Annotated in this window: 13 protein-coding genes; 8 read left to right on the top strand and 5 right to left on the bottom strand. The window is 61.3% G+C overall.

Annotation, left to right across the window (positions count from 1 at the left end):
- Positions 1 to 21: 21 nt before the first annotated feature.
- Together coaE and MRY80_RS21050 are read right to left on the bottom strand one after the other, a co-directional pair.
- Complete coding sequence (coaE, locus tag MRY80_RS21055) at positions 22 to 669, bottom strand: dephospho-CoA kinase (protein ID WP_293293194.1); 648 nt, start codon at positions 667 to 669, stop codon at positions 22 to 24.
- Between the two features lie 63 nt (positions 670 to 732).
- On the bottom strand, positions 733 to 1326 hold the full coding sequence (locus MRY80_RS21050) for a Maf-like protein (RefSeq protein ID WP_293293193.1): 594 nt from the start codon (positions 1324 to 1326) through the stop codon (positions 733 to 735).
- Positions 1327 to 1791: 465 nt separating this feature from the next.
- On the opposite strand from MRY80_RS21050, the gene hemE reads away from it, so the two are divergent.
- The 3 genes from hemE (at position 1792) to rho (ending at position 4755) form a co-directional block, all read left to right on the top strand.
- Entirely contained in the window at positions 1792 to 2820 is a 1029-nt protein-coding gene (hemE, locus tag MRY80_RS21045) for a uroporphyrinogen decarboxylase (RefSeq protein WP_293293191.1), read from the top strand.
- Positions 2817 to 3353: a protoporphyrinogen oxidase HemJ gene (gene hemJ / locus MRY80_RS21040; RefSeq protein WP_293293190.1), complete on the top strand. Its 537-nt coding sequence runs from the start codon at positions 2817 to 2819 to the stop codon at positions 3351 to 3353. The genes hemE and hemJ overlap by 4 nt, the downstream gene beginning before the upstream one ends.
- Before the next feature lie 136 nt (positions 3354 to 3489).
- The gene (rho, locus tag MRY80_RS21035) at positions 3490 to 4755 is read left to right on the top strand and encodes a transcription termination factor Rho (protein WP_293293188.1); all 1266 of its coding nucleotides are present in this window, start codon (positions 3490 to 3492) and stop codon (positions 4753 to 4755) included.
- A gap of 19 nt (positions 4756 to 4774) precedes the next feature.
- Here the strand turns inward: rho and MRY80_RS21030 are convergent, their stop codons facing one another.
- Positions 4775 to 6781 carry a thioredoxin domain-containing protein gene (locus MRY80_RS21030; RefSeq protein ID WP_293293187.1) on the bottom strand — a complete coding sequence of 669 codons (2007 nt, stop codon included), beginning with the start codon at positions 6779 to 6781 and terminating at the stop codon, positions 4775 to 4777.
- A gap of 34 nt (positions 6782 to 6815) precedes the next feature.
- Between MRY80_RS21030 and mnmE the strand changes: the two genes are divergently transcribed.
- The 5 genes from mnmE (at position 6816) to MRY80_RS21005 (ending at position 12472) form a co-directional block, all read left to right on the top strand.
- Positions 6816 to 8120 carry a tRNA uridine-5-carboxymethylaminomethyl(34) synthesis GTPase MnmE gene (mnmE, locus tag MRY80_RS21025; protein WP_293293186.1) on the top strand — a complete coding sequence of 435 codons (1305 nt, stop codon included), beginning with the start codon at positions 6816 to 6818 and terminating at the stop codon, positions 8118 to 8120.
- Positions 8121 to 8230: 110 nt separating this feature from the next.
- The gene (gene mnmG, locus MRY80_RS21020) at positions 8231 to 10105 is read left to right on the top strand and encodes a tRNA uridine-5-carboxymethylaminomethyl(34) synthesis enzyme MnmG (protein WP_293293185.1); all 1875 of its coding nucleotides are present in this window, start codon (positions 8231 to 8233) and stop codon (positions 10103 to 10105) included.
- Entirely contained in the window at positions 10102 to 10743 is a 642-nt protein-coding gene (gene rsmG / locus MRY80_RS21015; RefSeq protein ID WP_293293183.1) for a 16S rRNA (guanine(527)-N(7))-methyltransferase RsmG, read from the top strand. The genes mnmG and rsmG overlap by 4 nt, the downstream gene beginning before the upstream one ends.
- A 27-nt stretch (positions 10744 to 10770) precedes the next feature.
- Positions 10771 to 11559: a ParA family protein gene (locus tag MRY80_RS21010; RefSeq protein WP_293293182.1), complete on the top strand. Its 789-nt coding sequence runs from the start codon at positions 10771 to 10773 to the stop codon at positions 11557 to 11559.
- A gap of 28 nt (positions 11560 to 11587) precedes the next feature.
- Positions 11588 to 12472, top strand: a complete 885-nt coding sequence (locus MRY80_RS21005) for a ParB/RepB/Spo0J family partition protein (protein ID WP_293293181.1) — start codon at positions 11588 to 11590, stop codon at positions 12470 to 12472.
- Positions 12473 to 12493: 21 nt separating this feature from the next.
- Here MRY80_RS21005 and holA read toward each other — a convergent pair whose 3' ends face one another.
- Together holA and lptE are read right to left on the bottom strand one after the other, a co-directional pair.
- Positions 12494 to 13531: a DNA polymerase III subunit delta gene (gene holA, locus MRY80_RS21000; protein WP_293293180.1), complete on the bottom strand. Its 1038-nt coding sequence runs from the start codon at positions 13529 to 13531 to the stop codon at positions 12494 to 12496.
- Between the two features lie 10 nt (positions 13532 to 13541).
- The gene (gene lptE, locus MRY80_RS20995; protein WP_293293178.1) at positions 13542 to 14069 is read right to left on the bottom strand and encodes an LPS assembly lipoprotein LptE; all 528 of its coding nucleotides are present in this window, start codon (positions 14067 to 14069) and stop codon (positions 13542 to 13544) included.
- Between the last annotated feature and the right edge of the window lie 3 nt (positions 14070 to 14072).

The raw sequence follows: 14072 nt of genomic DNA, 5'->3' as shown, positions 1-14072 counted from the left end.
GATGCGCGCGCGGCCGGGCCTTCACAATGAGGCGGCGCCGTCATCCAAAGATTGCTGACCCTCGGCGGCTGGCTTTTTTCCCCGATCGAGCGTAGAGAGCAGGTGGATCAGGTCGCGCACCTTGGCGCGCGCCGCCTCCTTGCCGAACGAGGTGTCGATGAGGAAATCGGCACGGCGGCGCTTTTCGGAATCCGGGATCTGCCGCGCGAGCAGAGCCTCGAAACGCTCCTTGCTCATGCCCGGCCGCGCCATCACGCGTTCGCGCTGCACTTCGGGCGGCGCGGTGACCACGACCACGTGATCGACCTTCTTTTCTCCGCCGGTTTCGAACAGGAGCGGAATGTCTAGGACGACGAGCGGTTCGCCTTGCGCCCTTGCCCGATCGAGGAACTCGGTTTCCGCCTTGCGCACGAGCGGGTGGACGATCGCTTCAAGGCGTTTCATCGCCTGCGTGTCGCCGACGACCCGCTTTCCGAGTTCGCCGCGATCGACGGTGCCGTCGGTCACGGTTCCGGGAAAGGCCTCTTCGATCAAGGGCGCGACCTCGCCCGAATAGAGCGTGTGCACCGCCGCGTCCGCGTCATGGACCGGCACGCCCTCGTCGGCGAACATCGCCGCGGTTGTCGATTTGCCCATGCCGATGGACCCCGTGAGACCGAGTATGATCATGATGCCTTCACCGGTTCCCGATCCGTCGGGTTGCGTTCACGGCTTGCGAAAGCGCGCAGTGCCTCATCCATCTATTTCACCGAGCCGTCGCAATTCGGCGAGGAGCGGCAGGAGCGGCAGGCCGATGATGGTGAAGTAGTCGCCTTCGGTTTTCTCGAAGAGCTGGATGCCTTCGCCTTCATATTGATAGCAGCCGACACTGGCGAGCGCCGCGTCGCCGACGCTCGCGAGATAGCGCCCGATGAATGCGGGCGACAGCGGACGGACGCTCATCTGTGCGACCGAGACATGTCTCCAGATCGTTTCGCCGTCACGCACCAGAGCGAGTGCGCTCCACAGCTGATGGGTCTTGCCGGAAAAGCACAGCAGGTTGCGCCGGGCTTCCGCCATCTCGGCCGGCTTGTGGAAGAGGTCCCCTTCGAGCGACAGGGTCTGGTCGCCACCGAGCACGAGTGCGCCCGGATTACGCTCCGAAACATCCTGCGCCTTGGCTTCGGCCAGGACCGCGGCGATGTCTTCTGGCGTTGCGTCCGCTTCGAGGAGCGGGGCTTCGACGCTCCGCTCGTCGATCTCGGCGCCTTCGGCACGAAACGCCACGCCGGCATGCTTGAGGATCGCCGCACGAAACGGGCTGGTTGAAGCGAGCAGGAGGGTCATTGGATTCCTTTCGTCGCGCCGCCAGCGGTTAGCCCCTCGCCACCTGGATGGCAAGACGGGCGGCGGCGCCTCGCTGTGTGGACGGGGGTGTGGATAAGTTGCCGGCCCGCCGACGAGACCGGCTGCGGGCGGAAATCACGTCCGGTTGTTCACACTTCACAGCCTGCGTTCGGTGATCCATCCACTGTGGAGGAATATGGGGACAGTATGTCGGAGCAAATCCTGTTCACGACTATCCACATGCGAATTCGCACACTGATCGGTAAATCATTGAATTATTTGATGTATTTTATCCACACTGATTCACAGGCTGGTCGGCGCGCTTTTCCATTTTGTCGAATCGTCGCAGGGATGGCGCCGACAGGCTGCAAAACCCGGGATACCTGCTATTCACAGACTCATAGAATCATCAAAACCAGCTTCGCTGGAATCTTTATATAAGAGACGGGCAGGGAACCGGGGATAATGGCGGTCGAACGGAAGATCATGAAGGTCCTGAAGGGTGAGACGGTGACACCACCGCCGATCTGGATCATGCGTCAGGCAGGTCGATATCTCCCCGAGTACCGAAAGACGCGCGCGACGGCGAAAGGCTTTCTCGATCTCTGCTACACGCCAGACCTGGCGGTGGAAGTGACGCTACAGCCGATCCGCCGATACGGGCTTGATGCATCGATCCTGTTTTCCGACATCCTGGTGCTTCCGGACGCTCTGGACTGCAATGTGCGTTTCGTCGAAGGCGAAGGACCGCGTCTCGATCCGATCAACGCGGACGGGATCGCCAGGCTCGATCCGACCGGGATGCACGATCACCTGGCGCCGGTCTACGAGGCGGTACGGCGCCTGCGGCAAGAACTGCCCGAAGAGACGACGCTGCTCGGCTTCTGCGGTGCGCCGTGGACCGTTGCGACCTACATGATCGCCGGACGCGGCACGCCGGATCAGGCGCCTGCGCGCTTGTTCGGCTATCGCGAACGGGCTGCGATGGAACGGCTGCTGGACCTTCTGGCGGACATGTCGGCGGCCTATCTGCTGCGTCAGCTCGAAGAGGGCGCGGATGCGGTCCAGGTCTTCGATTCCTGGTCGGGCGTTCTCGATGAAGAGATGTTCGAGGCTTTCTGCGTGCGGCCGATGAAGCGGATCGTCGATACGGTCCGGGCGCAGAAACCCGATGCGACAATCATCGGGTTTCCGAAGGGCGCCGGCATGCTCTACCGGGATTATCGCCAGAGGACGGGTGTCGATGCCCTGGGGCTGGACTGGACGGTTCCGTTGTCCTTTGCCGCCGAACTGCAAAAGGACGGCCCGGTGCAGGGCAATCTCGATCCGCTGCGCGTGGTGGCCGGCCGCGAAACGATCCGCGACGGCGTCGACAGGATCCTGGACGCGCTCGGCAACGGGCCGCTGATCTTCAATCTCGGTCACGGCATCACGCCGCAGGCCGATCCCGACGATGTCGGCTATCTGGTGGATCACGTGCGGGGAAAGGCATGAGCGAGACCTCGGCGCAGAGCGGGCGCAAGGCGGCGCGTCGGGCCGTGATTGCCATCATCGTCCTGCTCGTGCTGGTCGCGCTCATCTTCTGGCTCGATCCGAGCGATCTCTATCTCTGGATCAAGGCGGTGCATGTCATCGCGATCATAGCCTGGATGGCCGGCATGCTCTATCTGCCGCGGCTTTTTGTCTATCACAGCGACGCGGAGCCGGGGACGCAGACGAGCGAGACGTTCAAGGTGATGGAGCGCCGGCTTCTGCGTGTGATCATGAACCCCGCGATGACGATCGCCTGGGCGCTGGGGCTTTGGCTCGCCTGGTCGGGCGGCTTTTTCACCAGCGGGTGGTTTCACGTGAAACTGGCTGCCGTGTTGGGCCTGTCCGCCGTGCATGGCTATTTCGCCCGGGCCGTTCGTCTCTATGCGGAAGACAGGAACGACAAGACCGCGCGGCACTGGCGAATGATCAATGAAGTGCCGACACTATTGATGATCGCGGTGGTGATAATGGTCATCGTCAAGCCCTTCGGCTGAGCCGATTGCCGCAGTCGATGATTGTGACTTGAAGTAAGCCGCGTAAGGGCTTATGTGATTGCCCAACTTGGCCCGGAGCTCTTCTCCCCTCTTCCCGGGCTTTTCTCCCTTTCAGACAAATTACAAGCGTGTTTCCATGCAGCAAATGAAGCTACAGGACCTTCAGAACAAATCCGCTACGGAGCTCGTCGAGTTCGCGGAAAGCTTGGAGGTCGAAAACGCCAGCGTGATGCGCAAACAGGAATTGATGTTTGCGATCCTCAAGAAGCTGGCGGCCGATGATGTCGAAATCATCGGCGACGGTGTCGTCGAGATCTTGCAGGACGGTTTCGGGTTCCTGCGTTCGGCCAGCGCCAACTACCTGCCGGGCCCGGACGACATCTACATTTCGCCGTCGCAGATCCGCCGGTTCTCGCTGAAGACCGGCGATACGGTGCAGGGTCCGATCCGGGGCCCGAAGGAAGGCGAGCGGTATTTCGCACTTCTCAAGGTCAACACTATCAATTTCGAAGACCCCGAGAAGATCCGCCACAAGAGCCATTTCGACAATCTGACGCCGCTCTACCCGGACGAACGCTTCCGGATGGAAATCGACGGTCCTCCGACCAAGGACAATTCGGCGCGCGTGATTGATCTCGTGGCGCCGCTCGGCAAGGGCCAGCGCGGCCTGATCGTCGCGCCGCCGCGCACGGGTAAGACGGTTCTCCTGCAGAACATCGCCCATTCCATCACGGCCAACCATCCGGAATGCTACCTGATCGTTCTCCTGATCGACGAACGTCCGGAAGAAGTGACCGACATGCAGCGTTCGGTGAAGGGCGAGGTTGTCTCCTCCACCTTCGACGAGCCGGCCTCGCGTCACGTGCAGGTCGCCGAAATGGTGATCGAAAAGGCGAAGCGCCTGGTCGAACATGGGCGGGATGTCGTCATCCTGCTCGATTCCATCACCCGCCTCGGCCGCGCCTACAACACGGTCGTGCCGTCGTCGGGCAAGGTCCTGACCGGTGGTGTCGACGCCAACGCCCTGCAGCGACCGAAGCGCTTCTTCGGCGCGGCGCGCAACATCGAGGAAGGCGGTTCGCTCACGATCATCGCCACCGCGCTGATCGACACGGGCAGCCGCATGGACGAAGTCATCTTCGAGGAATTCAAGGGAACGGGTAACTCCGAAATCGTGCTCGACCGCAAGGTGGCCGACAAGCGGACCTTCCCCGCAATCGACGTGCTCAAGTCCGGTACGCGAAAGGAAGACCTCCTCATCCCGCGTTCGGATCTTCAGAAGATCTTCGTTCTGCGTCGTATCCTGGCACCGATGGGCACCACCGATGCGATCGAGTTCCTGATCGACAAGCTGAAGCAGACCAAGAACAACGCCGAGTTCTTCGATTCGATGAACGCCTGATCCGGTTCGTTAGCCGGATTCAGTTCGCTCGATCAAGAAGTTCGCGCAGCGCGTCGGCGGTGGTGACCGGCGGCGTGCAGATCATGCCGGTACAGAGATAGGCGCCGGCCCCCGCATATTGATCGGGCGTTTCTCCGACTTTGTAAAACACGTCGATGCGCCGCGGGTCGGGTCGCTGGCTGGCTGCAGCCCAAAGCGGATCCGACGTCCTCTCTTCTCCCACGATGACGAGTTTGCGTGCCGCCAGCACGGAGTCGCCCGCGTTCATGAAACCGGCCTGCCCGAAGCGGCTTCGCATGATGCGCCCCGCGGCATGTGCGGTCAGCCCATCGAGCTGCCCCGTCAATCCGACGTCCTCGGTCACGAGGACCAGGCGAGACAGCGCTTCGATGACCTGTGCTGTCGTCGACGGGTTGGCTTCATCGAGGTCGTTCCAGGTACGCATCGGCGAATCGCTGCGATCACGCTCCTGCATCCAGAATCCCCGATTCGATTCGAAATCGTAATGATTCCTCCGAAGGATTAAGCACAGGTCTACTGCGTCCTGCACAAACGACCGATCGCCTGTCGCTTCGAACAGTGACAGGGCTGCATTGATCATCGCGGCATAGTCGGTCGCAAAACCGAAATCGCTGGCCTTGGATCCGTCGAAGACGTGTGAGAGGCGGTCGTCGTTCCAAAGAGCGGTCTTCAAAATGGCGAACTGATCGACTGCCAGGCGCAGCCACGATTCGGATCCGAAATAGCGAGCGGCGTCAGCGATTGCGCGGATGGCATAGCCGTTCCAGTCCGCGAGAACCTTGGTATCGCGGCCCGGCGGGATGCGGTTCTGCCGTCGGTCGAGCAACTTCTCGCGCGCATCACGATGCCGTTCGATTGCCGCGAGCGCCTGGTCAGGCTCCTTCCGGAGCGCGAAGAGATTGACGATGTTCTTGCCTTCGCAGTTCCCGCTCTCGGACACGTCGTAGATGGCTGAGAAGGCCTCGGCTTCACTGCCGAGAGCGTCGGCAACTTCGTTGAGAGACCAGACATAATACTTGCCCTCCTCTCCTTCCGAGTTCGCGTCGAGGCTGGCGGAGAAGCCGCCGGTCGCAAGGAGCATGTCGCGTTGCAGCCAGGCGATCGTCTCTTCGATTCGATAGCGGAACAAATCGTTCTGCGTCCAAGAATGTGCCCAGACGCTATGGCGGATGAAGTGGGCGTTGTCGTAGAGCATCTTCTCGAAATGCGGGACCAGCCAGCGGCCGTCGACGGCGTAACGCGCCAGTCCGCCGCCGACATGATCGTAGATGCCGCCAAGGCTGATCGCCGTCAGCGCTTTAAGGAACCGGTCGCGGGCCGTTGCATCGTTATCTCGCATCCAGGCCCGCCAGAGCGTTTCAAGAAACGGCGCATTCGGGAATTTGGGTGCGCCGCTCAAGCCACCGAGTTCGGGGTCATAGAGTTTCGCGACCTGGGTTGAGAAGTTCGCGATGGCCTCTGGCGTGATCGGAGCGGGGGCGGCGCTGCCGGCAAGTTGCTGCTGCAGATGGTTTTGGAGCCGGAGTGCGTTGGCGTTGATGTCGTCGCGGCGGTTGCGCCATGCGGCTTCGACTTGCACGAGGACATCGAGGAATCCCGGGCGGCCGTATCGCGCGTACTTGGGGAAATAGGTCCCACCCCAGAACGGCTTGCCGTCCGGGGTGAGAATCATGGTCAACGGCCAGCCGCCCTGCTCGCCCATGGCGGTGAGAGCGGCCATGTAGAGCTGGTCGATGTCCGGCCGTTCCTCGCGGTCCACCTTGATATTGATATAGAGGCGGTTCATAAGCGCCGCGACTTCGTCGTCCTCGAAGCTTTCATGCGCCATCACATGGCACCAGTGGCAGGCGGCATAGCCGATGGAGAGCAGGATTGGCCGGTCGTGCTCTCGTGCAGCCACTAGCGCGTCGTCGTCCCAGGGCTGCCAATGGACTGGATTGTGCTTGTGCTGCAGGAGATAGGGGCTTGCCGAGGCGGCCAGCCGGTTCTGGTCAGGTGCGGTCACGCGTCATTCTCCGTCGATTCGGACAGGAAACGATATGGACACGATATACGCTCTGTCGAGTGGGGCGCTTCCTTCCGGTGTCGCGGTGATCCGCGTATCGGGGCCCGACGCAGGGCATGTCGTGGAAGCGACTGCTGGACGGTTACCGAACCCGAGGCAAGCGACGCTTTGTTCGATTCGAAGCCGGAATGGTTCCGCGATCGATCGTGGGCTCGTGTTTTGGTTTCCAGGATCCGCGAGTTTTACCGGTGAGGCGAGTGCGGAGTTCCACCTGCATGGCGGGCGTGCGGTGGTGGACCGGATGCTGGATGAACTGGCGGGCTTTCCGGGTCTGCGCATGGCGGAAGCTGGGGAATTTTCGCGGCGGGCGTTCGTCAACGGCAAGCTCGATCTGACTGAGGCTGAAGGGCTTGCCGACCTGATTGCAGCGGAGACCGAGGCCCAGCGGGTCCTGGCGCTTTCGCAGGCCTCCGGGGCATTGAAGGCAATCTATGACGGCTGGCAGCAGAGGTTGCTGCATGCGCGGGCGATGATCGAAGCCGAGATCGATTTTTCCGACGAGGAAGATGTTCCGGGTTCGGTGGCCGATCAGGTTTGGGCGGATATGCGCGATCTTCTGAGCGCGATGGAGGAGCATATTGCTGGTGCGGGCCGTGCAAACGCGGTGCGTGAAGGGTTTCGCATCGTGATCGTCGGAGCGCCGAATGCCGGAAAGTCGAGCCTGATGAACGCGCTCGCGGGCAGTGAGGTTGCCATCGTTTCAGACGAGCCGGGTACGACGCGTGATATTGTCGAGACGCGGCTTGTCATCGGCGGGCGACTGGTCCTGGTGGCTGACACTGCGGGGATACGCGAAACTGAGAACGCGATCGAGGCAGAGGGTGTGCGGCGCGCGCTCGTTCGTGCGGGCGATGCTGATCTGGTGCTTCATCTTTCGGACACCGGGTCGTGGGACGATCTTTCGGTGCCGAGTGGTGTTCCGGTCTGGCAGATCTTGAGCAAGGCTGACTTGCGTGAGCGAAACAGTACGGCGGGCTTGGTGACAGTATCCTCGAAGGCCGAAGGCGGTTTGGAATCGCTATTCGATTCGCTTCTGAAACATTTGGATGAAACAATCGGTCGGGATTTGGCTTCTCTTCCGACACGGCAACGACACCTCGATCAACTCAGGCGCGCGGTCCGCGAGATCGAACTGAGTCTCGATGGCTTTGATGCTCCGTTGGAGTTGCGTGCAGAGCATCTGCGTGCGGCGGGTTTCAACCTCGGAAGCATTACCGGGCAGCACACGGTCGAGGATATCCTGGGTGTGATCTTCTCGGAGTTTTGCATCGGGAAGTGAGTCGCCGATGGACAGGGCCGGCACTGCACGATGTTTCACGTGAAACACAGGCGCTCTTGACCTCCCCGACTTCCTGCGCCATGCCAAGACCTCTCATAACGGACCACATGATGAAACGCGACTTTGACGTCATAGTGATCGGCGGAGGCCACGCCGGCTGCGAGGCTGCCCGTGCAGCCGCAGCGATCGGTGCGCGTACAGCCTTGCTCACGCATTCCTTTGCCACCATCGGCACAATGTCTTGCAATCCGGCCATTGGCGGGCTCGGCAAGGGCCACCTTGTGCGCGAGGTTGATGCACTCGACGGATTGATGGGCCGGGTCGCGGATGCAGCCGGAATTCAGTTCCGGATGTTGAATCGCCGAAAGGGGCCCGCAGTGCGGGGTCCTCGCACCCAAGCCGATAGGAAGCTTTACCGAGAGGCGATGCAGGCCGAAATCTCGGCGATTGAGAACCTTTCGGTGGTCGAAGGGGAGGCAGTTGATCTGGCGCTGGCAGATGACACCCAGGTGGCGGGCGTCCTGTTGGCCGATGGAAGCGAGCTGTGCTGCCGTGCGCTCGTTCTGACGACCGGCACGTTCTTGCGCGGATTGATTCATATCGGAGAGAAGACGATTCCCGCCGGCCGGATGGGTGAGAAGCCCAGCGTCGGCTTGTCGGGCACGCTGCAGCGCCTTGGCGTTCCACTCGGTCGCCTGAAGACCGGAACGCCTCCCCGTCTCGACGGTCGGACGATTGGATGGGACAATCTCGTCATGCAGGCGGCGGACGACGATCCCGTTCCTTTCTCGACACTGACGGAATCAATCACCAATCCTCAGATCGAATGCGGCGTGACGCGTACCACGTCCGAGACGCATCGCATCATCGAGGACAATCTGGGCCGGAGTGCCATGTATTCCGGCAACATCAAGGGTGTCGGCCCGCGCTACTGCCCCTCCATCGAAGACAAGATCGTCAAGTTTGGCGAGCGCGACGGGCATCAGATCTTTTTGGAACCCGAGGGTCTGGACGATCATACGGTGTATCCGAACGGAATTTCGACATCGCTGCCGGAGGACGTGCAACGCGCATTGTTGAAGACGATTCCCGGGCTCGAAAGCGCCGTGATGCTGCAGCCGGGCTACGCGATCGAGTATGATCATGTGGATCCACGGGCACTGGATGTCAGCCTGCAGCTTCGTGGCGTGAGCGGATTCTTTCTCGCGGGGCAGATCAACGGAACGACTGGATATGAAGAAGCCGCCGCACAGGGGCTGGTCGCGGGATTGAATGCCGCGAGATTGGCGGGCGGCTTGCCGGCGGTCACGTTCAGTCGCACGGAGTCCTATATCGGCGTCATGATCGACGATCTTGTCTCGCGCGGGGTCTCTGAACCATATCGCATGTTTACGTCGCGCGCTGAGTATCGGCTTTCCTTGCGTGTCGATAATGCCGATTTGCGGCTGACGCCGCTCGCGATAGATGTCGGCTTGGCCACTGCGAGAAGACGTGGTGCGTTTGATTCGATGACGCAACAATTGGCGGCGTTGCGAGGTCTTGCTCAGAGTGATGCGATCTCTCCGCAGGAGGCCAATCGATTCGGACTCGAAATCAACAAGGATGGTGTGCGGCGGTCGGCGTATGACCTGCTGTCCTATCCGAACATCGCGATGGCTGATGTGTTGCGTATTTGGCCTAGTCTCGGTGCGTTCTGCCCGAATCTTCTCGAGCGCCTCGAAATCGAAGCGCAGTATGCCGTTTATCTGAAGCGGCAGGCCTCTGACATCGCCTCGGTGCAGAAGGAAGAGCAAACCTCGATCCCGGAAGATCTCGACTATGAACGGATTGCTGGGCTTTCCAATGAGCTTAAGCAGAAGCTGGTCAGTCGAAAGCCGGAAACGCTTGCGGTCGCTGCTCGTATCGAGGGCATCACGCCGGCGGCGTTGAGTTTGATCGTCGCGCATGTACAGCAAAGGCGGCGACGGTCGGATCGCGTGGCATGAGGAATCGATTCGATTCCGAAATTCCGTCGGATTTGTTGGCTGATGTTTCACGTGAAACACTCCGCCGGCTGGAAGACTATGCTGCGCTCTACGAGAAGTGGTCGCCGAGGATCAACCTGACAGCGCCTTCAACCCAGAACGACTTCTGGCGCCGGCATGTGGCCGACAGTGCGCAAATCCTCGATCTCGCTCCCCAGGCATGTCATTGGGTGGACCTGGGTTCCGGCGGCGGATTTCCGGGAATGGTGATCGCCATTTTGTTGCAGGACCGGCCGGAAGCCCGCGTGGAACTGGTGGAGAGCAACCGCAAGAAGACCGCGTTTCTGCAGGCCGTGAAGGCGCAATGTGCTCCCTCGGTACTGATTCATCCGGCCCGGATCGGGGACGTTGTCGGACGATCCGCCGCGCCTGAAATCGTGACTGCGCGGGCCCTGGCCGCCCTCCCCGCATTGCTCGACATGACGGCCGTATGGCTGCAAGCCGAAACGCGTGCGCTGTTTCACAAAGGCCGTGGATATTCGGCGGAGATCGAAGAAAGCCGTGCGCGATGGGATTTCGATCTGGTAAGACATGAGAGCCGGATCGATGCAGACTCCGTTATTCTGGAGATATCCAATCTGCGACCGCGTTCGGCGTGACCGGTTTCCGATTTCGAGGGCATTGGCATGGCGGACAATTGCCGCGTGATCACGATAGCGAATCAGAAGGGTGGCGTCGGCAAGACGACGACGGCGATCAATCTGGCGACCGCGCTGGCGGCCATTGGTGAGCGCGTTCTGATCGTCGATCTCGACCCTCAGGGCAATGCCTCGACCGGGCTCGGCATCGACCGCGAGGATCGCGAGATCTCGTCCTATGACGTGTTGCTCGGCGATGCCGACGTGATCGACGCTGCGATCCCGACCGCCGTGCCGAACCTTTCGATCGTTCCGTCCACCATGGATGTGCTCGGCGTGGAAATGGAGATCGCCGGCGCGCAGGATCGGGTTTTCCGGCTGCGCAATGCCCTTGGCCGGATCACGTCGCGCTTTTCCTACGTGCTGATCGACTGCCCTCCGTCCCTGAACCTGCTGACTTTGAACGCGATGGCCGCGGCGCATTCGATTCTCGTGCCGCTGCAATGCGAATTCTTCGCTCTCGAGGGTCTGAGCCAGCTTCTCAAGACGGTCGACCAGGTTCGTCGGTCGATCAATCCGACGCTGGAAATCCAGGGAATCGTCCTGACGATGTATGACAAGCGCAACAATCTTGCGCTTCAGGTGGTTGACGATGTCCGGTCGCATCTTGGCGACAAGGTCTATGACACGATCATCCCGCGCAATGTTCGGGTTTCGGAAGCGCCGTCGCACGGCAAGCCGGCGATCCTCTACGATCTGAACTGCGCGGGCAGCCAGGCCTATTTGCAGCTTGCCTCGGAAGTGATCCGGCGCGAGCGTCAGCTGGCAGCGGCCTAGGCACTCGCAGGACGAAGAACGGAAGACCATGGCAGACGACGGTTCCCGCAAACGACTTGGACGCGGCCTTGCGGCCCTGATCGGCGAAATGGATCAGCCGGCAGAGCAGGCCGCACGTCCGCATTCCGCGGATCGCCACTTGCCGATCGAATTCGTCATCCGCAATCCGAACAATCCGCGTCGCGAGTTCGTTGAGGATGAACTGAACGATCTTGCCGCCTCGGTTCGAGAGCACGGCATCCTTCAGCCGGTGATGGTCCGGCCGCAGGCCGGGCATACCGGCATGTATGAGATCGTTGCCGGCGAACGCCGCTGGCGGGCTGCCCAGCGGGCGGGGCTTGCCGAGATACCGGTTATCATCCGCGATGTTGATGACCGTGTCGCTCTGGAGCTCGCGATCATCGAGAACGTGCAGCGCGCCGATCTCAACGCGATCGAAGAAGCAGCGGGATATCAACGGCTTATCGACGAATACAATTACACGCAGGCCGATCTCGGTGACGTGATCGGCAAGAGCCGCAGTCATGTTGCGAACACGCTGCGCTTGCTGAAGCTGCCGAATTCCGTGCGAGACCACGTTCAGAACGGGGACCTATCCGCCGGGCATGCCCGCACGCTCATCACGGCGGCAGATCCCGAGGCGCTGGCGCGTAAGATCATCGAGGATGGCCTGTCCGTTCGCCAGGCGGAACATTTGGCGCAAGCCGGTGATGCACCGAGTAAATCAAGCGGCAAACGCGGATCGTCCAGTGAAGAAAAAGACACGGACACGCTGGCGTTGGAAAAGCTCCTGACCGACCAGCTCGGCTTGCGCGTCGAAATCAGCCACCGTGGAGACGGCGGCGAGGTCAAGGTGCGCTACAAGACGCTGGAACAGCTCGATTCGCTGTGCCACCGCCTTCAAGGCGCATAAAAGCTACTCGTATTTTGCCGACTAACGACGTCGAGCGCTCTGAATCGTAATCGCTAGCAGCGCCGTACGGGCCACCGGTGTGGTGAGCGCCGCGTTCATGCGGCTTTCGAGCACGCAATCCTGCAAACGGCGAAGCGCGTGCCGGATACCAACCGCAGTCCAACGGCTGAGCGCTGTTTCCACCGTCTTGCGGCGCGCGAAGAACACGGGTGGCTTGGCCGCGCCGATGACGGCCGAGGCCGGCCGGCCGCTCTTGTCCATCTCCGCGCGCAACAGATCGAGTTGCTGGAACTGGCGTATCGCGGCGGCGAGAAGCGGCTGGGGATTGGAGCCGGCGGCCAGAAAGCTCTGCATCGCTTCGTCGAAATCGGCCAATCGCCCCGTGATGACCGAGTCCACCACCGCATCGAATGACACCGCGGAGGCGTCCCCGATGGATTGTTTTGCCATTTCAAGCGTGATCTCGTCTTCGCCATGGGCGTAGAGTGCGAGTTTTTCGAGTTCACCCCGCGAGGCGCGCCGGTCCCCGCCTATGTGGTCCTGGATATAGCGCCTTGCGTCGAGCGACAGGCGTTGGCCCGTCTCGCCGAATGTCGCGTCGATGAGCGAACTCAGGGCAGCCGCATTGTCGGCATAGCAAGGCAGGGTGATGCCGTTGGCCGATTTCTCGACGCTGCCACGCAGCCCGGCGCCCTTTTTCAGATCCCCGGCCTCGACGATCAGCTTTACCGCGTCGGGCGGATCCTTGAGGATTGCCTCGATATTGGCAAGGACGTCCTTCTGGTTGCCCGCATTGCGGATCCAGATCAGCCGATCCCCACCGAACATGGCCACCGTATAGGCCTCATCGATCAACCGGACGGGATCGGAGGCGAGTTCGTTCGCGTCGAGCTTGACGGTGGAGAAGCTGTCGGCGAGATCGACGCCGGTCGATTTCGCCAGGATCTCGGCGCGTTCGGAGACGAGACCGCGATCCGGCCCGTAGACGAGATAGAGCGCCTTGCCGGCGTCCGGACGTCTCAGGAACCGATCAACTTCGCCGGCTTTCAATTCGGCCACGGTTTCGGCCCTAAAGCGCTCCGGCGCGTTTCAGATCGGTCGCGATCAGGGCACGCAGACGTTCCGCCACATCGCGCGCGGCGCGGTTTTCGGCGTCCCGCTCGGCGCGGATATTGGCGTATTCCTGATTGGTCAGGTCATAGGAAGCGGAACCGGACGTCCGGTGGTTGCCGATGATCGTGTCGTCGGAAACGCGCGTCAGTCGGTAGTTGACGGTGATCTTGACCGTACTGGCCGTAGGTTCACCGTCAAGGTCGGTCAGAACCACCAGGACCTTCTTGTTGCGTTTCGACACGGTCAGGTCGAGCTCGTATTCCGGCTCGTCCGACTGGGCTGATCCGCCGTTGAAAAGAAAGATCAATTCGTTGCGGACGCGCTGGCTGACGCGATCATTAACCGGCTCAATATAGATCGAGCGCAGCGCCGAAACCTTGGCGCCCGCTTCCGGCGTCGCCGGCACGTAGACGGGTTGAACCGTACAGGCGGCCACCAGGCCCGTAAGTGCGACTGCGGCGATGCGCGCGCCAAGCTTAATCATGGG

It is taken from the genome of Oricola sp. (assembly GCF_022763245.1).
In the GTDB taxonomy this organism is placed as follows: domain Bacteria; phylum Pseudomonadota; class Alphaproteobacteria; order Rhizobiales; family Rhizobiaceae; genus Oricola.
The sequence above is the reverse complement of the archived record's forward strand: the minus strand, read 5'-3'. Positions and strand labels throughout refer to the sequence as shown.